The sequence below is a fragment of the Cryobacterium sp. TMT2-18-2 genome (genome assembly GCF_004402245.1).
GTDB classification, from domain to species: domain Bacteria; phylum Actinomycetota; class Actinomycetes; order Actinomycetales; family Microbacteriaceae; genus Cryobacterium; species Cryobacterium sandaracinum.
On the sequence record NZ_SOFU01000021.1, the window covers coordinates 1 to 26,058 of the forward strand.

The 26,058-nt window shown below is 65.5% G+C and carries 24 protein-coding genes and 7 tRNA genes; 25 read left to right on the top strand and 6 right to left on the bottom strand.

From position 1 onward, the window contains the following. Nucleotides 1–308: 308 nt before the first annotated feature. Complete coding sequence (locus tag E3O22_RS06500; RefSeq protein WP_134396158.1) at nt 309–1,361, bottom strand: IS30 family transposase; 1,053 nt, start codon at nt 1,359–1,361, stop codon at nt 309–311. 458 nt (nt 1,362–1,819) lie between these two features. Here E3O22_RS06500 and E3O22_RS06505 point away from each other — a divergent pair, with 458 nt between their 5' ends. Genes E3O22_RS06505 through E3O22_RS06515 form a run of 3 tightly spaced genes read left to right on the top strand, consistent with a single transcriptional unit; the run spans nt 1,820 to nt 3,711 of the window. After that, nucleotides 1,820–2,674: an alpha/beta fold hydrolase gene (locus E3O22_RS06505; RefSeq protein ID WP_134396157.1), complete on the top strand. Its 855-nt coding sequence runs from the start codon at nt 1,820–1,822 to the stop codon at nt 2,672–2,674. Between the two features lie 22 nt (nt 2,675–2,696). Next, complete coding sequence (locus tag E3O22_RS06510) at nt 2,697–3,299, top strand: TetR/AcrR family transcriptional regulator (RefSeq protein WP_370448469.1); 603 nt, start codon at nt 2,697–2,699, stop codon at nt 3,297–3,299. Next, the gene (locus tag E3O22_RS06515; RefSeq protein WP_241976543.1) at nt 3,292–3,711 is read left to right on the top strand and encodes a hypothetical protein; all 420 of its coding nucleotides are present in this window, start codon (nt 3,292–3,294) and stop codon (nt 3,709–3,711) included. The genes E3O22_RS06510 and E3O22_RS06515 overlap by 8 nt, the downstream gene beginning before the upstream one ends. Nucleotides 3,712–4,315: 604 nt before the next feature. Here the strand turns inward: E3O22_RS06515 and E3O22_RS06520 are convergent. Then, nucleotides 4,316–4,936 (bottom strand): AbiV family abortive infection protein, encoded by a 621-nt coding sequence (locus E3O22_RS06520; protein ID WP_241973295.1) that lies wholly within the window; start codon nt 4,934–4,936, stop codon nt 4,316–4,318. Between the two features lie 381 nt (nt 4,937–5,317). Here E3O22_RS06520 and E3O22_RS06525 point away from each other — a divergent pair, with 381 nt between their 5' ends. Then, nucleotides 5,318–5,740 (top strand): hypothetical protein, encoded by a 423-nt coding sequence (locus E3O22_RS06525; protein ID WP_134396154.1) that lies wholly within the window; start codon nt 5,318–5,320, stop codon nt 5,738–5,740. Between the two features lie 324 nt (nt 5,741–6,064). Here E3O22_RS06525 and E3O22_RS06530 read toward each other — a convergent pair. Then, nucleotides 6,065–6,137, bottom strand: a tRNA-Val gene (locus E3O22_RS06530). A gap of 155 nt (nt 6,138–6,292) precedes the next feature. On the opposite strand from E3O22_RS06530, the gene E3O22_RS06535 reads away from it, so the two are divergent. The 19 genes from E3O22_RS06535 to E3O22_RS06625 all read left to right on the top strand — a co-directional run bounded on the left by E3O22_RS06535 (nt 6,293) and on the right by E3O22_RS06625 (nt 20,728). Further along, nucleotides 6,293–6,364: transfer RNA gene (locus E3O22_RS06535), tRNA-Gly, on the top strand. 49 nt (nt 6,365–6,413) lie between these two features. Next, nucleotides 6,414–6,487: transfer RNA gene (locus E3O22_RS06540), tRNA-Cys, on the top strand. A 39-nt stretch (nt 6,488–6,526) separates the two neighbouring features. Continuing rightward, nucleotides 6,527–6,598, top strand: a tRNA-Val gene (locus E3O22_RS06545). Nucleotides 6,599–6,779: 181 nt separating this feature from the next. Then, nucleotides 6,780–6,851, top strand: a tRNA-Gly gene (locus E3O22_RS06550). A 49-nt stretch (nt 6,852–6,900) separates the two neighbouring features. Further along, nucleotides 6,901–6,974 (top strand) — tRNA-Cys (locus tag E3O22_RS06555). A 25-nt stretch (nt 6,975–6,999) separates the two neighbouring features. Continuing rightward, nucleotides 7,000–7,071 (top strand) — tRNA-Val (locus tag E3O22_RS06560). A 161-nt stretch (nt 7,072–7,232) separates the two neighbouring features. Continuing rightward, the gene (thrS, locus tag E3O22_RS06565; protein WP_241973251.1) at nt 7,233–9,155 is read left to right on the top strand and encodes a threonine--tRNA ligase; all 1,923 of its coding nucleotides are present in this window, start codon (nt 7,233–7,235) and stop codon (nt 9,153–9,155) included. A 1-nt stretch (nt 9,156) separates the two neighbouring features. Next, the gene (locus tag E3O22_RS06570; protein WP_104100482.1) at nt 9,157–9,720 is read left to right on the top strand and encodes an HIT domain-containing protein; all 564 of its coding nucleotides are present in this window, start codon (nt 9,157–9,159) and stop codon (nt 9,718–9,720) included. A gap of 67 nt (nt 9,721–9,787) precedes the next feature. Beyond that, complete coding sequence (gene pdxS, locus E3O22_RS06575; protein WP_134396152.1) at nt 9,788–10,684, top strand: pyridoxal 5'-phosphate synthase lyase subunit PdxS; 897 nt, start codon at nt 9,788–9,790, stop codon at nt 10,682–10,684. A 10-nt stretch (nt 10,685–10,694) separates the two neighbouring features. Then, nucleotides 10,695–11,288, top strand: coding sequence for a pyridoxal 5'-phosphate synthase glutaminase subunit PdxT (gene pdxT / locus E3O22_RS06580; RefSeq protein ID WP_134396151.1), 594 nt, complete (start codon nt 10,695–10,697; stop codon nt 11,286–11,288). A 9-nt stretch (nt 11,289–11,297) separates the two neighbouring features. Beyond that, complete coding sequence (locus E3O22_RS06585; protein WP_134396150.1) at nt 11,298–11,840, top strand: DUF1697 domain-containing protein; 543 nt, start codon at nt 11,298–11,300, stop codon at nt 11,838–11,840. A 150-nt stretch (nt 11,841–11,990) separates the two neighbouring features. Next, entirely contained in the window at nt 11,991–12,755 is a 765-nt protein-coding gene (locus E3O22_RS06590; protein ID WP_104100486.1) for a YebC/PmpR family DNA-binding transcriptional regulator, read from the top strand. A gap of 6 nt (nt 12,756–12,761) precedes the next feature. Beyond that, nucleotides 12,762–13,364: a crossover junction endodeoxyribonuclease RuvC gene (gene ruvC / locus E3O22_RS06595; protein ID WP_134396149.1), complete on the top strand. Its 603-nt coding sequence runs from the start codon at nt 12,762–12,764 to the stop codon at nt 13,362–13,364. Then, nucleotides 13,361–13,984, top strand: a complete 624-nt coding sequence (ruvA, locus tag E3O22_RS06600; RefSeq protein WP_134396148.1) for a Holliday junction branch migration protein RuvA — start codon at nt 13,361–13,363, stop codon at nt 13,982–13,984. Before ruvC ends, ruvA begins: the two co-directional genes overlap by 4 nt. Nucleotides 13,985–13,998: 14 nt before the next feature. Continuing rightward, a complete protein-coding gene (gene ruvB, locus E3O22_RS06605) occupies nt 13,999–15,048 on the top strand; it encodes a Holliday junction branch migration DNA helicase RuvB (RefSeq protein WP_370443700.1) in 1,050 nt (349 codons plus the stop codon). Between the two features lie 96 nt (nt 15,049–15,144). Continuing rightward, a complete protein-coding gene (gene yajC / locus E3O22_RS06610; RefSeq protein WP_104100489.1) occupies nt 15,145–15,531 on the top strand; it encodes a preprotein translocase subunit YajC in 387 nt (128 codons plus the stop codon). A gap of 67 nt (nt 15,532–15,598) precedes the next feature. Beyond that, a complete protein-coding gene (secD, locus tag E3O22_RS06615) occupies nt 15,599–17,335 on the top strand; it encodes a protein translocase subunit SecD (RefSeq protein WP_134396147.1) in 1,737 nt (578 codons plus the stop codon). After that, complete coding sequence (secF, locus tag E3O22_RS06620) at nt 17,335–18,351, top strand: protein translocase subunit SecF (protein WP_134396146.1); 1,017 nt, start codon at nt 17,335–17,337, stop codon at nt 18,349–18,351. The genes secD and secF overlap by 1 nt, the downstream gene beginning before the upstream one ends. A gap of 103 nt (nt 18,352–18,454) precedes the next feature. Then, nucleotides 18,455–20,728, top strand: a complete 2,274-nt coding sequence (locus tag E3O22_RS06625; RefSeq protein WP_134396145.1) for a bifunctional (p)ppGpp synthetase/guanosine-3',5'-bis(diphosphate) 3'-pyrophosphohydrolase — start codon at nt 18,455–18,457, stop codon at nt 20,726–20,728. Nucleotides 20,729–20,766: 38 nt separating this feature from the next. On the opposite strand, the gene E3O22_RS06630 is transcribed toward E3O22_RS06625, so the two are convergent. From E3O22_RS06630 to E3O22_RS06640, 3 genes are all read right to left on the bottom strand, one after another. Beyond that, a complete protein-coding gene (locus tag E3O22_RS06630; RefSeq protein ID WP_134396144.1) occupies nt 20,767–21,345 on the bottom strand; it encodes a hypothetical protein in 579 nt (192 codons plus the stop codon). Nucleotides 21,346–21,451: 106 nt separating this feature from the next. After that, the gene (locus E3O22_RS06635; RefSeq protein ID WP_134396143.1) at nt 21,452–22,684 is read right to left on the bottom strand and encodes a DUF349 domain-containing protein; all 1,233 of its coding nucleotides are present in this window, start codon (nt 22,682–22,684) and stop codon (nt 21,452–21,454) included. Between the two features lie 89 nt (nt 22,685–22,773). Continuing rightward, nucleotides 22,774–23,574: a peptidylprolyl isomerase gene (locus tag E3O22_RS06640; RefSeq protein WP_134396142.1), complete on the bottom strand. Its 801-nt coding sequence runs from the start codon at nt 23,572–23,574 to the stop codon at nt 22,774–22,776. Nucleotides 23,575–23,749: 175 nt separating this feature from the next. Between E3O22_RS06640 and E3O22_RS06645 the strand changes: the two genes are divergently transcribed. Together E3O22_RS06645 and rpsD are read left to right on the top strand one after the other, a co-directional pair. Continuing rightward, a complete protein-coding gene (locus E3O22_RS06645; protein WP_134396141.1) occupies nt 23,750–25,090 on the top strand; it encodes a replication-associated recombination protein A in 1,341 nt (446 codons plus the stop codon). A gap of 218 nt (nt 25,091–25,308) precedes the next feature. Continuing rightward, the gene (gene rpsD, locus E3O22_RS06650) at nt 25,309–25,938 is read left to right on the top strand and encodes a 30S ribosomal protein S4 (RefSeq protein ID WP_104100497.1); all 630 of its coding nucleotides are present in this window, start codon (nt 25,309–25,311) and stop codon (nt 25,936–25,938) included. Nucleotides 25,939–26,058: the final 120 nt, after the last annotated feature.

Sequence of the window (26,058 nt, forward strand, 5' to 3'; positions counted from 1 at the left end):
GGTGGCGCTAACGCGCACATAGCCAACCACCTGCCCTTTGTGTCCAATCATCTCTAAGATCCTCCGTCGCTTCTGTCCAATAGTATCGGACACCCACTCTGATTGACGCGACTTTCGAGCGATCTAGACCCGCTCACTGGGGTGCACCCTGATGGACGCCTCGGCTGCTGACGTGTACAGCCTCGGGGCAATCGCATCCTGGCTGCTGTGTGACTTTCGGCGCTATGTGGCGGCGTTCTGTGATCGCTATTTGGCGCATCGACCTGGTTGCCGGTGGGGAGTCAGCGTCTCGTATCTCATGGGCGGTTTCAAGCGGTGGAAGCAACAGGGGCTAATTCCTTCCTCGAGGTTAGCTCGCTGAGCAGGTCGGCTGGGGTGCTTCGTTTGAGGGTTTTGCGGGGTCGCTCGTTGAGTTCAGTGGCGACTTCGAGGAGGCGTTGAGCGCTGTGGGCGTTCAGATCGGTGCCTTTCGGGAAGTACTGGCGCAGCAGGCCGTTGGTGTTCTCGTTCGAGCCGCGCTGCCGCGGTGAGCCCGGATCACAGAAGAAAATCGGAACGCCGGTGGCTTTGGTGATGTCAACGTGCCGGGCCAGCTCGGTTCCCTGATCCCACGTCAAAGAGCGCCTCAGCAGTACCGGCAGACCGTCCAATGCACTGATGAGTCCATCGTGGAGTGCGCCGGAGCTGTGGCCATTGGGCAGATGCACCAAGACGACGAACCGGCTCGTGCGTTCAACGAGAGTCGCGATTGCCGATCCCGACGCGGATCCGACGATCAGGTCGCCCTCCCAGTGACCGGCGACCTTCCGGTCGTTGGCCTCTTTGGGCCGTTCGCTCAGCATCACCTTGTCGCGGATCTTGCCCGGCGCGTTCAGCTGTGTGCCCCGTGGTTTCCGGGCGGATCGGCCCCGTCGAAGGTGACGGTGCAGGCGCACTCCGGCGCAACCGCGGCTCTGAACGTAGAGGCTTTGATAGATCGACTCGTGCGAAACCTGCAGCTCGGCCTGGCCGGCGAACACGACCGCGAGGTCGTCGCTGATCTGCACCTGCATCTCCGGATCGTCGGGGAACTCTCGACGTAGCCGACCGGCGATCTGCTCCGGCGATCGCCGCTTGGCCAGGTCCGCTTCCACCCTCGCACGCAGACGTTCATTCACCCTCAGCTTCGCCGACTTCGGGCGTGAGGCGCGATGGTGCGCCGCCACCTGAGCGCTCGAGGCCCGATAGCCGCCCTTGATGCTGTTCCGGGCGAGTTCCCGCGAGACCGTCGAAGGCGCCCTACCAATACGTCTCGTGACGGCACAGATCGACTGGCCGGCGGCGATCCCGAGCGCGATCTCCTCGCGCTCCACGAACGACAGATACCGGCACTAAAGGTCCCGGCCCCGGCGCGGCCTGACCCCGCCGGCCGCCAGGAGCATCCTCTTCGCGGTCGTGCGATCCACCCCGATCCGCTCGCCCGCCTCACTCGCGAACTGCCCCGCCTGAAAGCACTCCCATGCCAGCTGGACCAGATCCAGCCGGAACCTCAACGCCAAGCCCGCCACAACACTCTCCATTCAGTAAGCGTTGCGACCACCGCGAGAACCCAAGGATTGGCTTTCGGGCGGGCCTTGAGCGGCTCGCACGAAGGGGCTGCCGCTGAGCGGGCCGGGTGACCACGGGGTGGTAGGAGTCCGTCGGAGCGCCCATTCAATATTTCTGCCAGCCGTTGTCTCGTTCGAAACGACGGCCGCAGACGTTCGATCGACGAAGAAGTAGACACCTCAGGCTATGCATGCTAGCTTTGCGCTACCGCACTTAGCCACTGGAGGGCATTATGACGGAGACACTGAACATCGATGAAGGAACCATCGCATACGACTTGCAGGGCGAAGGCCCGCTTGTCGTGTTGGCCCACGGGATGGGTGACAGCCGACACTCATACCGGTTCATCGTCCCCGCTCTCGTAGCGGCCGGCTACCGGGTCGCTAACGCGGATATTCGCGGTAGCGGCGAATCGAGCACCGGATGGTCGCAGTACGAGCGCACCGACATCGCGGGCGACCTCGTGGCCCTCGCGCGTCATCTTGGCGGGCCCGCCGTCATCGTGGGCCAGTCGATCAGCGGCGGGGCGGCGACCATCGCTGCTGCCACGGCACCCGATCTGATCTCCGGTGTCGTCGAGTTGGCGCCTTTCACCCGTAAGCAGTCGGCTGATCTCGGCGGGTTGCTCCGCGTCAAGAACCACCGGCGCGGAACGGTCCAGCTGGCGAAAGTCATGCTGGGCGGCAGCCTCAAGGGTTGGATGAACTACCTGAACCTCGCGATCCCCACGAAGCCCGCGGACTGGAGTACTGAACGCGCCCGCATCGAGACAATGCTGAGCGACCCGGATCGCATGGGAGTCCTGAAGGCCATGACCAAGACGAGCCCGGCTGACGCCGGCGCCCAGCTGGCCAACGTTCGCTGCCCGGTCCTCATCGTCGAAGGCGGCGCGGACCCGGACTGGGCCAACCCCCGGGCTGAGGGCGAACGCATCATCGCAGACCTCCCGGCCGGTCTTGGGGAGCTTGCCGTCATCGACGGCGCAGGCCACTACCTGCATGCCGAGACGCCCGAGAAGCTTCTCGGTTTGCTTCTTCCGTTCCTATCCAAAACTCTCCCGGCCACCCCCCCGGCACACCGTGCCTAGGGCCGGCCTCGATGCCGACATCGTGACCCGGGCCGGCGCCGCCTTGGCCGACGAGATCGGTTTGGCGAACCTGAGCATGAACGTCATTGCTAAACGCCTCGGCGTGAAAGCACCCTCGCTCTACAAACACGTCGACAGCCTGTCCTCGCTCATCCACCGCATCGCGATCCTTGCTACCACGGAGCTCGGCGATGCCATTCGAGACGCTACGCAGGGCCGAGCCGGCGGCGACGCACTTGCCGCCGCAGCCCACGCCCTCCGGTCCTTCGTCGAGGGACATCCCGGCCGGTATGCCGCGACCCTCGGTGCCCGGCCGGGCGGCCCCGATGATCCGTTGCACGCGGCGCTGAGTCGGAGTCTCGATTCCTTCTCGGCAGTCCTACGCGGCTACCGACTCGATCCGACGGAAGAGATCCACGCGCTTCGGATGCTCCGCAGCAGCTTGCACGGTTTCGCGTCCCTGGAGATGTCCGATGGCTTCCAGATGGACACCGTTGTTGGCGACAGCTTCGCTTGGATGATCACCTTCATCGACCAAGGCCTGCGTGTCGGCGGCGAGTCTTCCGATACGGGAAAGGGTGATCGGGACGCGGCCCGACCAGTGACGGGTTCATCCCGTGGCTGAGCGCGAACGCTCGTCCTCGCGCACCCCGCACCCGCACCCGCCCGGTCCCGGTCCCGGTCCCGGTCACGATCCGGTCCGCGGCGGCCTCCGCTTTTTGACCGAGCTCGTCGCCTGGGTCGCGACCCCGTGGGCGTTGTGGCCGCACTCGATCCTGCTGGCGATCGGTGTCGTGGTTTTGCTCATCGGACTCCCGGCCGTGTTCAGCACGCCCGGCGACCGTCCCGGCGGCGGCGGACCCGTAGCGGCACCTGGCATCGTGACCATCCTGCTGCTGGTCGCTCAGCTGGTCGCGGCGAGCTGGGCGTCATGGGTGCTCTGGCCGTCGTGGATCGCTGTCTTCGTCACCGCGCTCTGTCTCGTCGTCGTCGTCACCGAGCAACCACGATGGCGCGCACTGACCAAACGACAGTGAAACTGCCGCGGTCTGAGAGGCATTGTTCGATGAGTGGAGCGTGCCGTGATCGGGCTCCGGAGAAATGCTCGAGGAACAAACGTGCTGGCCGCGCTCGTTCCTGATCTGTGTCGCCGTGTATCACGAACGTTACATGATGCGCCGAGCTGCCACCCTGTAGTGCCGGGCAGTTCACCAGGTCATGGCGACGATGACGGCCCAACCTGATACTTCAAAAGCGCCTCATGTCCCATGGAATACAAGACGGTGAAATCGATCTAGAGGCTTGCATAGTCCGCACAGTGCGCCATCAGCTGGTGCCGTGCAGACGAGCGTAAAGATCCGTGCAGTCGAGTACGAAAAATGACACACACCGTTTCCGCTAAATGGCGGCATCGTGTGATCGCTCCATGACGCAACCCTCGCCGCGCCCACAAACGATCGTTTGCGAGCACATCAGCGGCCTGCCGCTGTGCGACAGCTATGACTCGCGTATCCCATGGGTTACGCGACAACTGGGTTATGAGACACCGGCAAGAACGCCCGACTGCGTCGGTATTCGCGAGGGCCGGAACAAGTCGAGTTGCACTCGTGAGGGAGAGATAACTTACCTTCGTATTCGGATTCAGCCGTCCGAGCCCTTAGCCAAGACCGGCTCTAACATGACCTCGATGTGTTGGGTCGGGGATCGCGGCGTGCTGCTGACGCTGGCTCGAAGCTGGTCCTCGGCGCAAAACCAATGGATCATGTCAGCAACCCGGTATATGTCGAATCTTAGGAAAGGCCGGTCGATCTCGTGAGGGACGGTGAACGAACCGTCTGGTTTCATATCGACGTAAAAGGCCTTCTTCTTAGCGTCGTTGTCCTCCTGAGCGAGAGACGCAAGATAGGCACGCAGCGCATCGGGGGCATGTTCCCTCGCGATTTCGATGTCCACGGAATCCGAGAAGCCGGGGACGTCGACCATCGCGGTCAAGAAGTCATTCGCCTGTACATGCTTCGCGACGTGATCTAACCCCAGCTTGCGTAGCTCGTGCACCTCGTGTTGCGTCTCTTCGCTGTCGTTCCACGCGTCCCAGAACGCCTTATAGACCCAGACCGCTTTACCCACTTCTTCCTGGGCAAGAACAACCAATGCTTGGGCGCGCGGTGACGGAAAGAGTGCGTCCGCGTCGACGGTGAGCCGCGCTGCATTCTCTAGGAGCGCAAGCCAGAATACTCGGGCAGCTGCGGGCGTTAGCATCATCACCTTGCCAGGCTAGATGGGTGGTCCTCGCCGGGCGCGCGCCCTGGGTCTCATACCGGATTAAGAAGCGCCTGACCGTCGATAGCGCCAAATAGCGATCAAAGAGCGCCGCCACGAAGCGCTAACAGTCACATGGCTGCTGACCGGGCAGCAGCCATCGTACGGACATGTGGTGATGCCTCCTGATGCTCTTCTTGGCGCTATTACCTCAGGGCGACGAGGCCACTCGGACAGGATCGGTTTGCGAACCTCGACGATTTTGTGAAGGCCTTCATCGCGGCGACCCGACCGTACGTGGGGGCGTTTCTGACGTTGACGCAGCAAGGAGATTGGGCCGAGGCGAGCGCTTAAATTCTCGGGCAGCCGGAGGAAAACGTGCGCGTGATCCGTGCTCTCCCGAAGGTTTCGCAGTCCGACGTGAATGCATGGGCCGCAGCCGATAGCGGTGGCATGAGCGATGCGGTATCGGATCTCCTGGAGGAAGTGCCCAGAATGAGCTACAACGAGATGGATTCGTTTCTCTCCTGGTGTGTGCGGGTACTCCGTGCCCTGGTCGACGCGAACCAGTTCGAGTCGGCCGAGCGTGTCGCAACAGTCCTCTTCGGCACCACCGCAGGAGTCGGTCAATTCGCCCCGGCGCGCACGATCCTTGGATGGCTCGCTGGGCTGTCTGGCCGTGCGAGCGAGGCGATGGAGCGTGCCCTGCACTCGTCGGAGTCGTGGGAGTTCTTCCAGCAGAATGCGCGCAGAAACTTTAGGAGTTCCACCGACACCGAGCTGATTGCGAGACTGCGTCAAAGCTGAAGCAATCCAGACTGTGTGGCCGCCGATTAGTGGTGATAGCCGATCGAGGTGGTGCTCGACCACGCCGACCGTGGTGCTCAGCCACAACAATCGCGCCACCGCGCATTGGCGCTCAAGCGCACCACACGTGGTGCGCGCGGAAGCGACTGTTCAATGGAGTGCCTATTCGTGCGCTTTCTTGTGCTTTTCGGGCGCTCTATTTGGCCGAAAAATCAGCCTGCTTATCGCTCCGTGAGGATAAGTTGCGCTTTTTCTCGCGCTTTGTTCGTCGGTCGAATCGCATTTGGGCAAAGAAAAACCCCGTTTGACCGGGGTTTTCTGGTGTGGGCGATACCGGACTCGAACCGATGACCTCTTCCGTGTGAAGGAAGCGCGCTACCAACTGCGCCAATCGCCCCTGTGGCCTCGTACTGTAACCACGAGTTTCGATACTAACCCAGACCGGGTGGAAGGCGCACATCGTGGGGGCCTCAACACGCCGGAACGACTCGGTTTGAATATGAACGGGACTATCGGCTAGAGTCTTCCAAGCGCGCAGAAATGCGGGCAGTTGCGGATGTGGCGCAGTGGTAGCGCATCACCTTGCCAAGGTGAGGGTCGCGAGTTCGAATCTCGTCATCCGCTCGAATGGAATCGGCCGCGAGGCCGGTTTTTTTCGGTAGGAATCCCAAGTGGTGGGTTGGCCGAGAGGCGAGGCAACGGCCTGCAAAGCCGTGTACACGGGTTCGAATCCCGTATCCACCTCCAATCCCGGAAGTCGCAATGCAGGAATGATTTTCAGGAAATGGGCGATTGGCGCAGCGGTAGCGCGCTTCCCTGACACGGAAGAGGTCACTGGTTCGATCCCAGTATCGCCCACAGAGTTGGGAAACAGATAAACCCCCCGGTAAAGCGGGGGTTTTTTTTGCCCGCACGGCGCCGGAAATCCAGGTGGAATCGGGCCTTCCTCGGGCTCGCCGCGATGAATCGCCGGGGAGGGTGCGGCGGGTTCGGCCGGAATCGGCTAGAGTCTTTCAAGTCAGCGGAAACGTTGACTAGTGCGGATGTGGCGCAGTGGTAGCGCATCACCTTGCCAAGGTGAGGGTCGCGAGTTCGAATCTCGTCATCCGCTCGAATGGAATCGGCCGCAAGGTCGGTTCTTTTTGGTACGAATCCCATGTGGTGGGTTGGCCGAGAGGCGAGGCAGCGGCCTGCAAAGCCGTCTACACGGGTTCGAATCCCGTATCCACCTCCACTCCTGGAAAGTCTTTTCAGAGAATGGGCGATTGGCGCAGCGGTAGCGCGCTTCCCTGACACGGAAGAGGTCACTGGTTCGATCCCAGTATCGCCCACAGGCAAACCCCCGGTAGTTCGGGGGTTTTTCTTTGCCCAAAATGGCCGTGCCCGTCGCGGTCGAGGCGCGCCGCTAAAGTTATTGGGGTTCGAACAATACTGAGGAGTAATACACGTGGCTGACGGCTTTGAGCTATTCACCGACCGGTCCGTTGTCGCAATGCGCGTCAACGGCGAGCTCAAGGATCTCGCCACGACGGTGATTCCGACGGATGTCGTCGAACCGGTGACCATCGGCTCGCCGGACGGCCTCAGCATCCTGCGCCACTCGGCCGCTCACGTGCTCGCACAGGCCGTGCAGACCGTGAACCCGGCGGCGCGCCTGGGCATCGGCCCGCCCGTCACCGACGGTTTCTACTACGACTTCGACGTTGAAGAGGCATTCACCCCCGAGGACATCAAGTCGCTCGAGAAGGCCATGGACCGCATCATCCGCCAGGGCCAGCGGTTCGTGCGCCGCGTGGTCACCGACGACCAGGCCAGAGACGAACTCGCCGCCGAGCCGTACAAGCTCGAACTAATCGGGCTCAAGGGCGGGGCCGCCGAGACTGTCGACAACGAGTCCGTCGAGGTCGGCGGCGCCGAACTCACCATTTACGACAACGTGGACCCGAAGACGGGGGAGACGCTCTGGAAAGACCTCTGCCGCGGTCCCCACCTGCCGAACACGCGCATGATCGGCAACGGCTATTCCCTGACCCGTCTGGCCGCCGCCTACTGGCGCGGGTCCGAGAAGAACCCGCAGCTGCAGCGCATCTACGGCACCGCCTGGCCCACCAAGGACGAACTGCGCGCCTACCAAGCCCGCCAGGAGGAGGCCGCCAAACGCGACCATCGCAAGCTCGGCGCCGAACTCGACCTCTTCAGCTTCCCCGAGGAGATCGGCTCCGGCCTGCCCGTCTTCCACCCGAGGGGCGGCATCATCCGCCAGGAGATGGAGAACTACTCCCGCAAGCGCCACACCGAGGCCGGCTACGATTTCGTCTACACACCGCACATCACCAAGTCGAACCTCTTCGAGACGTCCGGTCACCTCGACTGGTACGCCGATGGCATGTTCCCGCCGATGAAACTCGACGCGGAGTACGACGCCGACGGCCACATGACCCGTCAGGGCGTCGACTACTACCTCAAGCCGATGAACTGCCCGTTCCACAACCTGATCTTCCGCTCCAGCGGCCGCAGTTACCGCGACCTGCCCATGCGCCTGTTCGAATTCGGATCGGTCTACCGCTACGAGAAGTCCGGCGTCGTGCACGGCCTCACCCGCGTGCGCGGCATGACCCAGGACGACGCGCACATCTACACGACCCGCGAAGGAATGAAGGAGGAGCTCACCAGCACCCTCAACTTCGTGCTCAAGCTGCTCGCCGACTACGGCCTCGAGGACTACTACCTCGAACTCTCCACGAAGGACCCGAAGAAATTCGTCGGCAGCGACGAGGCCTGGGCGGAAGCGACCGACACCCTGCGTGAAGTCGCCGAAGCATCCGGCCTCGAACTCGTGGCCGACCCGGGCGGCGCCGCCTTCTACGGCCCGAAGATCTCCGTGCAGGCCCGCGACGCGATCGGCCGCACCTGGCAGATGTCCACCATCCAGCTGGACTTCAACCTGCCGGAACGGTTCGACCTCGAGTACACCGCCCCCGACGGCTCCCGCCAGCGCCCGGTGATGATCCACCGGGCCCTGTTCGGTTCGATCGAGCGCTTCTTCGCCGTGCTCACCGAGCACTACGCCGGGGCGTTCCCGGTGTGGCTGTCCCCGGTGCAGGTCGTCGGCATCCCCGTGTCCGAACAGTACGGTCCCTACCTCGACGAAATCATCGGCCGGCTCGAGACGGCAGGCGTGCGCGCCCAGGTCGACCACTCCGACGACCGCATGCAGAAGAAGATCCGCAACCACACCAAGGCGAAGGTACCCTTCCAGCTGATCGTCGGCGAGGATGACCGCTCCAATCGCTCGGTGAGCTTCCGGTTCCGCGACGGCACCCAGGAGAACGGCGTACCGGCCGACGAGGCCATCCGTCGCATCATCGCCGCGATCCATACGCGCGCGCAGGTCACGACCCAGGGCCAGGTCTGAGATGGACACGCACAGCGACGAGTTCGAGGGGCTCGAGCAGTCGTCGGAGTTCGCCGCGGTTCCGGATGCCTTCCAACGGCTATGGACCCCGCACCGCCTGGTCTACATCCAGGACGGCCAGCAACCGCACCCGGATGACTGCCCCTTCTGCCTGGCCCCGAGCATGACCGACGAGAAGGCTCTGATTGTGGCCCGCGGCACGCACGCCTACGTGTTACTGAACCTGTTCCCGTATAACAGCGGACATCTGCTGGTCTGTCCCTACCGGCACGTCGCGACTTACGACGAGGCCAGTCCGGAGGAGGTCGCCGAGATCGGCAGTCTCACCCAGGTGGCCATGCGTGTGCTCAAAGCGGTGTCGCACTGCGACGGCTTCAACATCGGCATGAACCAAGGCCGTATTGCCGGCGCGGGCATTGCCGAGCACCTACACCAGCACATCGTTCCCCGCTGGGCGCTCGACTCGAACTTCTTCCCGATCATCGCCGGAACGAAGGCGATTCCCCGCCTCCTGGGCGATGTGCGGCGCGAAGTCGCCGAGGGCTGGCCCCAGGATGGCAACTAGCCGCATATACCCTCCACCGGCACCCGCCGGGCGGAATCAACACCACCCAAGGAATAGAATCAAAGCTATGACTGAAACCACTTCCGCCTTTGGTTCGAGCCGCGTCAAGCGTGGTCTCGCCGACATGATGAAGGGCGGCGTCATCATGGACGTCGTCAACGCCGAGCAGGCTCGCATCGCCGAGGACGCCGGTGCTGTCGCCGTCATGGCCCTGGAGCGGGTTCCCGCCGACATCCGTTCCCAGGGTGGCGTCGCCCGCATGAGTGACCCCGACCTGATCGACAGCATCATCGCCGAGGTATCCATCCCGGTGATGGCCAAGGCGCGCATCGGCCACTTCGTCGAGGCTCAAATCCTTCAGGCCCTGAACGTCGATTACATCGACGAGTCCGAGGTGCTGAGCCCGGCCGACTACGTCAACCACATCGACAAGTGGAACTTCACGGTCCCGTTCGTCTGTGGCGCGACCAACCTGGGTGAGGCGCTCCGCCGCATCAACGAGGGCGCGGCCATGATCAGGTCCAAGGGCGAAGCCGGCACCGGCGACGTCTCGGAGGCCATGAAGCACATCCGCACCATCAAGGGTGAGGTCGCCCGCCTGTCGGCTCTGAGCAAGGACGAACTGTACGTCGCCGCGAAGGAACTTCAGGCGCCGTACGAACTCGTCGCCGAGATCGCCGCCACCGGCAAGCTCCCCGTGGTGCTCTTCGTCGCGGGTGGCGTGGCCACCCCCGCCGACGCGGCCCTGATGATGCAGATGGGTGCGGACGGTGTATTCGTCGGCTCCGGCATCTTCAAGTCGGGCAACCCGCAGGCCCGCGCCAACGCCATCGTCAAGGCCGTCACCTTCTACGACGACCCCAGCGTCATCGCATCCGTCTCGCGCGGACTCGGCGAGGCCATGGTCGGCATCAACGTGTCCGATCTGGCTGCGCCGCACCGCCTCTCCGAGCGCGGCTGGTAACCACCCCTTCGTGAGCGTTGGAGTTCTCGCCCTGCAGGGTGACTTTCGTGAGCATGCCGAGGTACTGCGGTCCCTCGGCGCCGACGTCGAACTCATCCGCCGTCCGGAGGAACTGGCCCGCATCAGCGGGCTCGTGATCCCCGGCGGCGAATCCAGCGTCATGGACAAACTGGCCCGCGCGTTCGGCGTGGCGGAACCTCTGGCCGAGGCCGTGCGGGCCGGCCTGCCCGTCTACGGCACCTGCGCGGGCCTGATCATGCTCGCCGACACCGTCATCGACGGGATCGAAGGGCAGCAGAGCATCGGCGGCTTCGACATCGCCGTGCGTCGCAACGCCTTCGGTTCGCAGACGCTCTCCTTCGAGACCGACCTCGACGTGCCGGTGCTCGGTGAGCCGCCGGTGCACGCCATTTTCATCCGTGCCCCCGTGGTGGAGTCCGTCGGGACCCGGGCCCGCGCGATAGCCACGCTCTCGGACGGGCGCTGCGTCGCGGTCGAGCAGGACAACCTGCTCGGAACGTCATTCCACCCCGAGATCACCGGGGAGCACCGGTTCCACGACTATTTCCTGCAGAAGGTGGCCGCCGCCGACTTCCGCTACTAGGCTCCGGTCATGGCCGGCTGGGTGGCGCTCCTGCGCGGAATCAACGTCAATGGGATCACGATCACGATGACGGACCTGCGGTCCGTGTTCCGCGGGCTCGGTTACACGGATGTCCGCACGGTCCTGGCCAGCGGCAACGTGCTCTTCACGGCGAGCGAGCCGGATGCCGCGGCCCTCAAGGCCACAATCGAACGCGCTCTCTCCGACAACTTCGGTTATCAGGCGTGGATCGTCCTGCTTGGCGTTGACACCCTCGACAGGGTGGCGCGGGCGTTCCCATACGATGCGGAGCGGGACGGTTGGCATCCGTATGTCGTGTTCGGATCGGCGCAGACCGCGCTCGACGAACTACTCGAGGCGGCCGCGGAACCGGACCCGGAAACGGAGCAGGTTCGGACCGGAACCGGCGTGCTCTACTGGCAGGTGCGCCGAAGCATCGGCATCAACAGCCCGTTCAGCAAGCTGAGCGGCAAGGCCCGGTACCGGTCGACCACGACCACCCGCAACCTCCGCACCCTGAACAAACTGATCGCCGCGGCCCCGGGCGCGTGAAGCCCGGCCCATCAGGCATCGCGGGTTAGAATGAGGCGCACCCCACGGTGCAGCGACCAATGGCACAAGTAGTGCAGCGACCAGCACGGCGGCGGCACCCCCGCGCCAATCGACAGGCACGTCACGACAGCCAAAGATAACGGGAGAATCATGTCCGGACATTCCAAGTGGGCGACAACAAAGCACCAGAAGGCGGTCACCGACTCGCGTCGGGCCAAGGCCTTCGCCAAGTTGATCAAGAACATCGAAGTCGCGGCCCGCATGGGTGGCGCCGACCTGTCGGGCAACCCGACCCTGGTCGACGCGATCCAGAAGGCCAAGAAGACCTCCGTTCCCAACGACAACATTGACCGTGCCGTCAAGCGCGGCGCCGGCCTGTCCGGCGAAGTAGTCGACTACACCACCATCATGTATGAGGGCTACGCCGCGCACGGCGTCGCCGTCATGATCGAGTGTTTGACCGACAACAAGAACCGCGCGGCCGCCGAGGTGCGCACCACCATGTCCAGAAACGGCGGCAACATGGCCGACCCCGGCAGCGTCGCGTACAACTTCCACCGCAAGGGCATCGTCGTCGTGCCGAAGAGCAACGGCCTCAGCGAAGATGACGTGCTCCTCGCCGTGCTCGACGCGGGCGCCGAAGAGGTCGTCGACGACGGTGAGAAGTTCGAGGTTTTCAGCGAAGCGCACGATCTCGTCGCGACCCGGACCGCCCTGCAGACAGCCGGGATCGACTACGACTCCGCCGACATCGCGTTCGTGCCCCAGCTCAAGGTCGAGGTCGACGCCGAGACCGCCCGCAAGGTGTTCCGGCTGATCGACGCCCTTGAAGAACTCGACGACGTGCAGAACATCTACAGTAACTACGACGTGTCGCCTGAGGTCATCGCGGAGCTTCAGGCCGAAGCCGAGTAGCGCGCTATGTCGGTCCGGGTTCTGGGCATCGATCCCGGGCTGACCCGCTGCGGCGTCGGAATCGTAGACGTCGCCGCCAACCGATCCGCGTCCCTGGTTGACGTGACCGTGCTGCGCAGCTCGCCGGACTTGCCGCTCGAGCAGAGGCTCCTATTGATCAGCCGAGGCCTGGAAGATTTGCTCGACCGGCACAAGCCGGTGGTCGTCGCCATCGAGAGGGTGTTCGCTCAGGACAATGTCAGCACCGTGATGGGCACCGCTCAGATGAGCGGCGTCGCGCTGCTCCTGGCGGCTCAGCGTGGGCTGACGGTCACCCTGCACACCCCGAGCGAGGTCAAGGCAGCCATCACCGGCTACGGGTCCGCCGACAAAGCCCAGGTCGGCGCCATGGTCGCACGGGTGCTGGGCCTGGCCGAGGTGCCCAAGCCCGCGGATGCCGCGGACGCGCTGGCCATCGCGATCTGCCATGCCTGGCGCACCGGGGCGGCCGGCGGCACCCTGCCCACGAGCGCCGACGTGGTCCCCGGCACCCTGACCCCGGCCCAGAAGGCGTGGCGCGCCGCCGAGCGCAGCGCAGTGTCGCCGGTGCCCCGTAGTCTGAAGCGGTGATTGCTTCCGTTCGTGGCCTTGTCCTGTCTGCCGTGGGTTCCACGGCCGTGATCGAGGTCGGGGGAGTCGGTCTGGCCGTACAGGTCACCCCGGCCACTGCGCTTTCCCTGCGCGTCGGCACGGAGGCCCGGCTTGCGACCACCCTTATCGTGCGCGAGGACTCGCTCACCCTCTTCGGATTCCCGTCCGCCGACGAACTCGAGGTCTTCGAGCTTTTGGTCGGCGTCACCGGGGTCGGCCCGAAATCGGCCCTTGGCGTACTCGCGGTGCTCAGCCCCGTCCAGATCGCTCAGGCCGTCTCGGCGGAAGACGACGGCGCTTTCCGCAAGGTCAGCGGCATTGGTCCGAAAACGGCCAAACTGATCGTGCTCTCCCTGGCCGGCAAGGTGTTCGTGACCGTCACGGCCGCGGCATCCGCCCGCCCGGAGCCCACCAGCGCGTCGGCGAACGTGCAGGCCGCCCTGATCGGGCTCGGCTGGTCGGAGAAGGTGGCGGCCGAGGCCGTCGACGAGACCCTCGCGGAGACCGTCGAACCCGGGCAGGTCGGCGTCGCAGCGCTCCTCCGCCTCGTACTCGTCAGGCTCGGCCCGGCCCAGCAGGCATCGGAGCGTCGCCCGTGACCGGCGCACAGGGTCTGGCCGGAGACCCCGGCGTGGAGCTCACCAGGCCGGAACTCGAGGGCGACGCCGAACTGGCCTTCGAGGGTGCCCTCCGTCCGCGCAGCCTCGGCGAGTTCGTCGGCCAGCAGAAGGTTCGCGGGCAGCTGCAGCTGCTCCTGACCGCAGCCACCATGCAGAGCCGTACCCCCGACCACATCCTGCTGGCCGGCCCGCCCGGACTCGGCAAGACCACTTTGGCCATGATCATCGCCTACGAGGGCAACCGCCCGCTGCGGATGTCCAGCGGCCCGGCCATCCAGCACGCCGGTGACCTGGCGGCGGTACTCTCCTCGCTGGTGCCCGGCGAGGTGCTGTTCATCGACGAGATCCACCGCATGGCCCGCTCCGCCGAGGAGATGCTCTATCTGGCGATGGAGGACTTCCGCATCGACATCATGGTCGGCAAGGGCGCTGGCGCCACCTCGGTTCCCCTCGACCTGGCACCGTTCACCCTGGTCGGCGCCACGACCCGGTCCGGACTGCTGCCCAACCCACTGCGCGACCGGTTCGGCTTCACCGCCCACCTCGAGTTCTACGCCGACCACGAGCTCGAGCAGGTGCTCGGCCGGGCAGCCAAACTGCTCGACCTGGCGATCGACACGGCCGCCATCGCCGAGATCGCCGGTCGGTGCCGCGGCACGCCCAGAATCGCCAACCGCCTGCTCCGGCGGGTGCGAGACTACGCGCTGGTGCACGGTGGAGACGCCGATGTGGCCGCGGTGCACGCGGCTCTCGAACTCTACGACGTCGACGCCATCGGGCTCGACCGGCTCGACCGGGAGGTGATGCGCATCATCCTGACCCGTTTTGGGGGAGGGCCGGTGGGTCTAAACACGCTCGCGGTGTCCGTGGGGGAGGAGTCCGAGACCATCGAGGCCGTCGTGGAGCCGTTCCTGGTGCGGATCGGCTTCCTGATGCGCACCCCGCGCGGCCGGGTGGCGACCGCGGAAGCGTGGCGGCATTTCGGCCTGACGGCCCCTCTGGTGGGTGGGCCGCCAATCCCTCTTATGCTGGATGACCTATAATTCGAGTTGGTTCGCCTCGAACCACTCGTGCTGGTTCTCCGAGCCAGACGCACAGACTTCGGCCCTCGCGCCGCAACCGGAAGGTCCCACAGTTTTATGGATCCGTTGACTCTCGTCATGCTCGCCGTTCTCGCGGCGCTCGTGTTCTTCATGTTCCGCAACAGCCGCAAACGCCAGAAGGACCTCGCTGCCCTGCAGGCCCAGATGGTCGTCGGCGCCGAGGTCATGACCAACTTCGGCATGTACGGAACCATCCTCGCGATTGACGAGGAGGCGAACAAGGTGGCCCTAGAGATCGCCCCGGGAACCGTCGTGCAGTTGCACCGTCAGACCATCGCCCGCGTGGTGGAGCCGATCGTGGCCGAGCCCGAAGACGAGGGCGTCGCCGAGCTGAACCAGGGCAGCGCCACCGTCATGGGCGAACCCGACTTCGGTCAGCGCGTTGCCGACACCGACGAAGAGCCCAAAAAGGGCGACGCCTAACCAATCCCTCTCCATGCCCGCGCCTCGGCGCGGGCATGAGCATGAGCATAGAAAGCTGAGTTCTCTGGTGGCAAAGTCGTCTCCGGCCAAGAAGGCCTGGCGTTCCCTCACGTGGCTGGGTGTGATCATCGTCGGCCTGATTGCGCTCAACACGGCCGGCGTGCTCACCGGCGGCGGATCCTGGACGCCCAAGCTGGCCCTGGACCTTGAGGGCGGCACGCAGATCATCCTCGCGCCGAAGCTCGAGTCCGGGCAGTCCGTCTCCTCGGAGCAGCTCAACGAGGCCGTGAAGATCATTCGGCAGCGCATCGACTCTGCAGGCGTCTCCGAGGCGGAGATCAACACCCAGGGTGGCCAGAACATCGTCGTGTCCATCCCCGGTGTGCCGGACGACGCGACGATCAACCGAATCGAGTCCTCCGCCAAGCTCGAGTTCCGACCGGTGCTCGTGGCCGGTGCCCCGTCCGCGGCCAGCGTCGGTGAGGACGTTGTCGGAGAGGACGGGGTCGCGACCCCGGTACCGACCCCCACGGTCGACCCGAGCCTGGAAAGCACCCCGACCGCGGTGCCCACCGACGGGAGCGACCTGAACTGGGTCACCCCCGCGCTCCAGGCCCAGTACGAGGCCTTCGATTGCAGCAAGATCGACACCACCAATGTGGCACCGGCGGCGGAGCCGCTTGTCACCTGTGAGGCCGACGGCTCCATCAAGTACATCCTCGGCCCGGTTGAAGTCAGCGGCGAGAACGTCTCCGACGCGACCAACGGCCAGCAGACCACGCAGAGCGGCGCCACGACCGGTGAATGGGTCGTCAACATCACCTTCGACGGAACCGGAACCAAGGCCTTCGCCGACGTCAGCACCCGGCTGAACGCGCTCACCGGAGCGCAGAACCAGTTCGCGATCGTGCTCGACGGCAACGTCATCTCGGCCCCGCGCACCCTGGCGGCCATCACCGACGGCAACGCGCAGATCAGCGGTGACTTCGACCAGGACTCGTCAAAGGCCCTGGCTGACCAGCTCAAGTTCGGCGCCTTGCCGATCAGCTTCACCGTGCAGAGCCAGGACACCATCTCGGCGACCCTGGGCTCCAGCCAGCTCACCGGCGGCCTGATCGCAGGCCTGATCGGACTCGTGCTGGTCGTGCTCTACTCGCTGATCCAGTACCGCCTGCTCGGCCTCGTCACCGTGGCGTCGCTTACGGTCGCGGCGATCATCACCTACCTGCTGATCACGATCCTCTCCTGGCGCGAAGGCTACCGGCTGTCTTTGGCCGGCGTCGCGGGTCTGATCGTCGCGATCGGCATCACCGCCGACTCCTTCATCGTCTACTTCGAGCGGGTGCGTGATGAGCTCCGGGACGGACGAGGGCTCGAATCCTCCGTCGAGGCCGGCTGGAAGCGCGCCCTGCGCACCATTCTCGCCTCCGACGCGGTCAACATCTTGGCCGCCGGCGTCCTGTTCATCGTCGCCGTCGGCAACGTCAAGGGCTTCGCCCTCACCCTGGGGCTGACCACACTCGTCGACGTGCTCGTGGTCATGCTCTTCACCCACCCGATGCTCCAGCTGCTGGCGCGCACGAAGTTCTTCAGCGACGGACACAAGTTCAGCGGCCTCGACCCGCGGGCCCTGGGCGCGACCTACCGCGGGCGGGCGAAATTCCGTCCTTCAAGCGATCTCCCTTCCGCCAAACTGTCCTCGGCCAGCCGTGAGGCAGCAAAGCGCCAGACCATCGCCGAGCGCAAGGCGTCAGAACTCGTCGGTTCCAGTGCGGATCGAACGACCGACGGGAAGGATTCCTAATGGCCAGCTTTTCCCAGTTCGGCAACGACCTGCACACGGGCAAGCGCTCGTTCGACATCGTCGGGCGGCGCAAGACCTGGTACCTGGTCGCGGTCGTGGCACTCTTCGTGGCCATCGTCGTTCCCCAGCTGCGTGGCGGCTTCGTCTTCGGCATCGAGTTCACGGGAGGCTCCGAGTTCAAGATCTCCCAGGTCGCCGACCAGGACCAGGGAGCTGCCGCCGACGCCGTGACCGAGGTCGTCCCGTTGGCGACGCCCAGGGTGTCGAGCGTCAGCAGCACCGGCATCCGCGTGCAGACCGACCAGCTCACCAGCGACGAGACCCGGGAGATTCGCGCCGCGCTGGCGGATGCGTACGCCGTGCCGATCGAGCAGGTCACCGCGTCCTTCATCGGTCCGGTCTGGGGCCAGGACATTACCGGCCAGGCCGTGCGCGGACTCCTCATCTTCCTCGTTCTCGCCGCCATCGGCATGGCACTGTACTTCCGCACCTGGAAGATGTCGCTCGCGGCCATGACCGCGCTGATGCACGACCTCGTCATCACGGCCGGGATCTACGGAATCACCGGTTTCGAGATCACCCCGGCCGCCGTGATCGGATTTCTCACGATCCTCGGCTACTCGCTCTACGACACGGTCGTGGTCTTCGACAAGATCCGCGAGAACACCTCGGAGGCGGGCGCCGATACGCGCACGTTCGCAGAATCCGTAAACCTGGCCGTCAACCAGACCCTGGTGCGCTCGATCAACACCTCCGTCGTCGCGGTGCTGCCGGTCGCCTCGATCCTGTTCATCGGAACGCTCGTGCTCGGGGCAGGAACCCTTCGGGACATCTCGCTGGCACTCCTGATCGGCATCATCGCCGGCGCCTACTCGACGATCTTCATCGCGTCGCCGCTGTACGCTCAAATCCGCTCCGCGGAGCCGGCCGTGCGCCGGGCCGACCAGAAGGTTCTCGCCCAGCGGGCGAAGGCCGGCCCCGCGCTGAAGGTGGCCGCCGAAGTCAGCGCCGAATAGTCGGCCCTGATCACCGCCGGAGGAGGCCCGCACCCGAGCCGGAAGTGGTACCCGATCCGGTTCGGGAGCAGTAATAATTGATCAAGCGGATGGAGGTGGCTAGATGACCGAACTGACGACTCCTCCTGCCTCCCCAGCACCGCTCCCGCCGGCATCCTTGCGGCGCCTCGTGCCTCGGATCTTTTCCCGGGCCCAGCCGGTCGGCGCGGTCGACACGCTGCTGAAAACCGTGCGGATGCACCATCCCAAGGTGGACCTCTCGATCATCGAGCGGGCCTACGTCACCGCGGAGCAGGCGCATGAGGGCCAGTTTCGCCGCAGCGGAGAACCGTACATCACCCATCCGGTCGCGGTCGCGCAGATCCTGGCGGATCTGGGCATCGGTCCCAAGACCGTCTCGGCGGCACTGCTGCACGACACCGTGGAGGACACCGAGTACACCCTCGACCAGCTGAGGCACGATTTCGGCGACGAGATCACCATGCTGGTCGACGGCGTCACCAAGCTGGACAAGGTCAAGTACGGCGACAGCACCCAGGCCGAGACCGTGCGCAAGATGATCGTGGCGATGTCCAAGGACATCCGTGTGCTGATCATCAAGCTCGCCGACCGACTGCACAACGCGCGCACCTGGGGATTCGTGCCTGCCGAGTCCGCGGTTCGGAAGGCGACCGAGACGCTGGAGATTTACGCGCCGCTCGCGCACCGTCTGGGGATCCAGGCCATCAAGTGGGAGCTTGAAGACCTCTCGTTCGCGGTGCTGTACCCCAAGCTCTACGCCGAGATCGACAGTCTTGTCAAGCAGCGCACTCCGCAGCGAGAAGAGTTCGTACAGCACGTCATCGACTCGATCGTCGACGACCTGAAGGCCGCCCGCATTCGGGGCAAGGTCGCCGGCCGGCCCAAGCAGTACTACTCGATCTACCAGAAGATGGTCGTGCGCGGGCGCGAGTTCGACGACATCTACGATCTGGTCGGCATTCGAGTGCTCGTCAACTCGGTGCGGGACTGCTACGCGGTTCTCGGTGCAATCCACGCCCGGTGGACGCCGCTTCCCGGCCGGTTCAAGGACTACATCGCCACCCCCAAATTCAACCTGTACCAGTCGCTGCACACCACGGTTCTCGGCCCGAGCGGGCGCGCCGTGGAAATCCAGATCCGCACCCAGGAAATGCACCAGCGCGCCGAATTCGGCGTGGCCTCGCACTGGAAGTACAAGGAGCAGACCACAGGAAAGAGTTCCGGTCCGGGCCCGCAGAGCGACACCGACATGGCTTGGCTCGCCCACATCTCCGACTGGCAAGCCGAAACGGCCGACCCGGGGGAGTTCCTCGACTCGCTGCGCTACGAGATCGGTGCCAAAGAGGTCTACGTCTTCACCCCCAAGGGCCGGGTGATCGGTCTGCCGGCCGACGCCACCCCGGTCGACTTCGCCTACGCCGTGCACACCGAGGTCGGCCATCGCACCATGGGCGCCAAGGTCAACGGGCGCCTCGTCCCGCTGGAGAGCCCTCTCGTCACCGGTGACGTCGTCGAGGTCTTCACGTCGAAGAATCCCGACTCCGGCCCGAGCAAGGACTGGCTGAACTTCGTCAAGAGCCCCCGGGCCCGCAACAAGATCCGCCAGTGGTTCACCAAGGAGCGCCGCGACGAGGCGATCGAGCAAGGCCGCGACGCCATCGCGCGCGCTATGCGCAAGCAGAACCTGCCGCTGCAGAAACTGATGAACCAGGACTCCTTCGCCGAAGTTGCCGCGGTGATGAAGTATGAAGACGTCTCTGCGCTGTACGCCGCTGTCGGCGAGGGGCATGTGTCGACGCAGTCGGTGCTGGAGAAGGTGGTCGCCACCCTGCAGAGCGTCGAGGAGAGCGATGCCACGGACCTGCCGTTCGCGCTCCACGGCCGCACCCAGACGCTCCGCAACAGCGACTCGGGCATCCTCGTGCGCGGCGCCCCCGACATCCTGGTGAAGCTTGCCCGCTGCTGCACTCCCGTGCCGGGTGACAGGGTCGTGGGGTATATCACGCGCGGCGCCGGGGTATCGGTGCACCAGGCATCCTGTCGCAACGTGCAGTCCCTCCTCAAGGAACCCGAGCGCATGATCGACGTCGATTGGGCGCCCACTTCCAAGAGCCTGTTCCTGGTGCAGATCCAGATCGAGGCTCTCGACCGCTCCGGGTTGCTCTCCGACGTCACCCGAGTGCTGTCGGAGCATCACGTCAACATCCTGTCGGCGACGGTGCACACCTCCTCCGACCGACTCGCGATCAGCCGGTTCGTCTTCGAGATGGGCGACACCACTCACCTCGATCGCGTGCTCAATGCGGTGCGCCGTATCGACGCCGTTTATGACGTCTACCGCGTCAACGAGGGCTGAGCGGCCATTCAGCTCGCATTGGCCTCCCGGTAGAGACATCAGGTGGGGCGCGGATGCTCGTCGAGGTACCGTTGCACCTCCCGCAGTCGGGTCCGGGCAGGAGCCTTGAACGGCAGGTTGGGTGCCGCGCATAGGCGGCTGGCCGGGTCGGTGCTGGTGCAGCCGGCCAGGCGCAGCAGGGCGGCGATCAGGGCGACGCGGTCACCGTCGGTGGGCGCGTCGTGCCAGCGGACGAGGTCGACGGCGGTGCGCAGGGGCAGCGTAACCCGGAGGCCGGAGATCGCCTGAAGCTGGTCGGACGGGCAGTTGACCTCGCGGATCTGCATTCGGGGCGATGGGACCAGTTTCATTCGGGCGGAACTCTGCACGCAGAAGTGGTGGCGGCGAGGTTCCGGCGCCAGACCGTAGATCCAGGCCGCGGTCATCCGCTCGGCGATGGCCCGTGGGGACGCAAGCAGCAACCCGACGGCCCGGGCGCGTCGCACCCGGTCATCGACCTCGTCGACCGGGCACCAGAAGTCGCCCAGGGTGAAGAGTTCCCCGTCGAGACGGGCGCCGCACAGCTCCGCGAGCGGCAGGTCGTGGGCGGAGAGCACCACGGGAAGGCGTGAGTTCATCGACTGTGGGTTCATCGACTCAGCGTGCGGCCGGGTGCGTTCTCCCGCCCACAAAAAGCGGGGATCTGTGGACAGATCCCCGCTCGTCGTGCTGTGGACGGCCGGGCTACTGGCCGATGGCCTTCAGCCACGCCTTGCGGGCCTCGAGAGCCTCGGTGGCTTCCGTGATCGCCGCGGCATCCCCGCCGGCCTGCGCCGCGGCCAGTTCGGCCTCGAGCTTGACGATGGCATCGTGCAGCTGGCCGGCCAGACCCTCGGCGCGAGCCTTGGTCTCCGGGTTGTTGCGCTTCCAGTGGTCGTCGTCGAGCTTGCGCACGGCCGCCTCGACCTTGCGCATGCGGTCCTCGATGGACTTGACCGAGTCGCGCGGAACCTTGCCGATGGCGTCCCACCGGCGCTGGATGGAGCTCAGCGCGCTGCGCGCCTTGGCGCGGTCCGTCTCGGCCAGCAGAAGTTCGGCTTCGGTGAGCAACTCGACCTTGAGAGTCAGGTTGCCCGCGAACTCCTCGTCATCGTGCGCGTCGATTTCGGACTTGACCGAGTAGAGCACGTCGCCGGCTGCCTTGAACTTGGCCCACATGGCGTCGTCCTGCTTCTTGCCGCTGCGACCCGCGAGCTTCCACTCGTCGAGCAGAGTGCGGTACCCCGGGATGCCATCGGCGCCCTTGAGGGCGAGGGCCTCGGCCTGCTCGATCAGGTGCTGCTTGCGGTTGCGAACGTCCTTGTGGGCGCTGTCCAGCTCGGCGAAGAACGCCTTACGGTTCTGCTCGATCGTGGTGCGGGCCGCGCGGAACCGCTTCCACAGGTCATTGGCCTCGCCCTTGGGAATGCGCGGAGCATCGTGCTGGTGGGCCTGCCACTTCGCGAACAGGACCTCCAGGGCAGCGCTGGTCTGCTTCCACTGTGTCTTGGCCGGGTCTTCGGCGGCGAGAGCCTCGGCTTCGGCGACGATCGCGGCACGCTCGGCGACGGCGGCGGTCGCTGCGGCCTTCGCCTCGGCGCCCTGCTGCTCGGTGAGCTCGGTCACCGCGCCGCCGAGGGCACCCAGGCGGGTGGCCAAGGCTGCCAGGTTGCCGACCGCGTTGGCGTTCGCCACGGCCTCCGTCAGATGTTTGACGGACTTCGCGATATCTGCGGCAGGTGCCCCACCCTTGGCGCGCTGTTCGAGAAGCGTGACCTGGCCGTTGAGCTCAACGTATTTCCGTTCGAAGTAGGCAAGCGCCTCTTCCGGCGTCGCGTCGGGATACTGTCCCACGGCGCGCTCGCCTGTCGCTTCGCGCACGTAAACCGTGCCGGTATCGTCTACGCGACCCCATGGTTGCTGATCTGTCGCAGTCAAGAGCCTCACCTTATTGATGTCGTTGTGTGCTCACAAGTGAGCCAATACCCGGTCAAGCCTATTGCAAGCCCGCGCGCTGTTCGTCTGTTCTACTGAACTGATACCTGAGTGATGCTGGTCGGCACCTGAGGGGTGCCGTCCGAAGAGCCGTCGGCGACGCCGGCAGCCGTGATCTGCGCTTTGATTTCGTCCAGTCCATCGGTCACCCGGCCGAGCACCGTGTAGCCGCCGACCGCGTCGGCGGGGATGGTCGTGTCGTCGTAGACGATGAAGAACTGGCTGCCCATACTGTAGGCGTTGCCGCCCTGGCGGGCCATGGCCAGTGTGCCGGCTGGGTACACATCGTCGGCCGGGGCGTTTTCAATCGGTCCATAGCTGTAGCCGGGGCCACCCGATCCCGTTCCGGTCGGGTCCCCGCACTGCAGCACGAAGAAACCGCCGTCGGTGAGCCGGTGGCAGGTCACGTCCTGGTAGAAGCCGGTGGTGATCAGGTTGATGGTCGAGGACACCGCCTGAGGGGCGAGGGCTCCGTCGAGCTCGATCTCAAGCGGAATGCCGTTGAGGGCCAGCGTGCCGGTCCAGGTGCGGTCTTCCGCCAGGGTGCTGGGCGGCACCTCGCCGCTGTTCGCGCTGTCGGACGGTGCGGCCGACGCGGAGGGGGAAGCGGTGTCGGCGGCGGAGGGTGCCGGGCTGCCGGAGCCTCCGGTGACGAACAGGACCTGCGCGCCGACGGCCAGCGCCACGACCACGGCCACGCTGACACCGGCGATGCGGTTGTCCCGCCGACGCCGCTTCACCTGGTGCGCATTCACCGAACGCCGAGCCTGAAAGGCGCGCACTCGCACGCGCGCCTCGCGGGCTTCACGGTCCTGCTTCTTGTTCGTTACCACGTCGTAGCCTCCAGGCGGCCTCCATCGGAAGGCCCGATCGAACGGGGACGGCTCCAGCGTCTGGCGCCCGAACCATGTTGAACTCTACGCAACCCGGAGAGGGCAGACAAACATCCGCTCCGGGCAGCACCGGTTCAGGATCGGCCCGGTCACCGGCACAAACTACGCTGGACCCATGGTGGATTCACAACCGGGACTGCGCAGCGGGGCCACACCCCTCGCCGTACGGATGCGCCCGACGAGCCTCGAGGAGGTCGCCGGTCAGAAGCATCTGCTCACACCGGGCTCCCCGCTGGTCAGCCTGGCCAGTGACAAGACCGGGGAGCAGGGCGCGGTCTCCGTCATCCTGTGGGGCCCGCCCGGCACCGGCAAGACCACCCTGGCCCAGGCCATCGCGCGCAGCTCGGGCCGTCGGTTCGTCGAGCTGTCCGCGGTGTCGGCCGGAGTGCGGGACGTGCGCCAGGTAATGGACGAGGCGCGCACCAGCCGGGACCTCTACGGACTCTCTACCGTGCTCTTCCTGGACGAGATCCACCGGTTCAGCAAGGCGCAGCAGGACGCTCTCCTGCCCGGGGTGGAGAACGGTGTCATCATCCTCGTGGCCGCGACCACCGAGAACCCGTCCTTCTCCGTGATCTCGCCGCTGCTGTCCCGCTCCCTGCTGCTCACCCTCGAAACGCTCAGCGACGACGATCTCGGTGTCGTTGTCGACCGGGCCGTGGTCGACCCGCGCGGCCTGGCCGACCGGTTCGTGCTCGACCCCGAAGCCAGGGCCGCGATCATCCGGCTCGCGTCGGGTGACGCCCGACGGGCGCTGACCGCCCTGGAGGCCGGTTCGGTGGCGGCGGCGTCCTCCGTCGACGCCGAGTCCGACGCGAAGCCGGTCATCACCACCGAGGTCGTCGCCCTCGCTGTCGACCGTGCGCTTCTGCGCTACGACCGCAACGGCGATGAGCACTACGACGTCATCAGCGCCTTCATCAAATCGGTGCGCGGCTCGGATGTCGACGCGTCCCTCCACTATCTCGCGCGCATGATCGAGGCCGGCGAAGATCCCCGGTTCATCTGCCGCCGCATCATCGTGCTGGCCTCCGAAGACATCGGCATGGCCGACCCTCAGGCGCTGGTGATCGCCATCGCCGCCGCCGACGCCGTGCAATACATCGGCATGCCCGAGGGCCGCATCCCGCTCGCCCAGGCCGTCGTACACCTGGCCACCGCACCCAAGTCCAACGCGGCCTACATGGCCCTGGATGCGGCGATCGCCGACGTGCGGAACGGCAAGACCGGCCGGGTGCCCAAACCGTTGCGGGATGCGCACTACCCAGGCGCCAAACGCCTCGGCCACGGCAAGGGCTACAAGTATCCCCACGACGTTGCCCTCGGCGTGCTGGCCCAGCAGTACCCGCCGGACGAGCTCGCCGAGGTGCGCTATTACGAGCCCACCGAGCACGGCCATGAGCGCGAGATCTCGGCCCGCCTCGCCAAGTTGCGCAAGATCATCCGTGCCCGCTGAACGGAACGGCCGAAGGACCCGATGTGCTAACCTGAACGCTGCCTACAAATGGAATCGGCATGCGGCTGCGTCCGATTCCGGATTGGATGGTTTCGCCCTGTAGCCGGGCGTGCCATGGCACCACCCCTCTGAACTCCCATGACGTTGAGGCTGTGCTGTCTGACTGCGCGGCCCCCGCCCTGGTTTCCCCTTGTTTGCAGTTCCATCGAAAGGACACCGTGTCTACCAAGTCACGTACCCGCAGTAAGACCCGCCTCTCGCGGGCCCTGGGCATCGCCCTGACCCCGAAGGCCGCTCGCTACCTGGAGAAGCGTCCGTACGCACCGGGCGAGCACGGTCGCACCAAGCGCAAGACCGACTCCGACTACGCCGTTCGCCTCCGCGAAAAGCAGCGCTTACGTGCCCAGTACGGCATCCGCGAAGCCCAGCTCAAGATCGCGTTCGAGGAAGCTCGCCGCGCCCAGGGACTGACCGGTGAGAACCTCGTCGAGATCCTCGAGACCCGTCTCGACGCTCTTCTCGTTCGCTCCGCGATCGCCCGCACCACCGCCCAGGCCCGTCAGATGATCGTGCACCGTCACATCCTGATCGACGGCCAGCTGGTCGACCGTCCCTCCTTCCGCGTGAAGCCGGGACAGCTCATCCACGTCAAGCCCAAGAGCGAGGCCATGGAGCCGTTCCAGGTCGCAGCCGCCGGCGGTCACGTCGACGTCCTGCCCAAGCTCCCCGCCTACCTTGAGGTCGAGATCGACAAGCTGCAGGCCCGCCTCGTGCGCCGCCCGAAGCGCATCGAAATCCCCGTGACCTGCGAAGTCCAGCTCGTCGTCGAGTACTACGCGGCCCGCTAGGCTCCTTTTCACCCGCAGCGCCGTCAGGCGCTGCAACTGAACTACGCTGGAGAGCGGATCACCCTGGGGTGGTCCGCTCTTTGCGTACGCGCACCTGGCTCGTGAATGTCGAATCTGGAA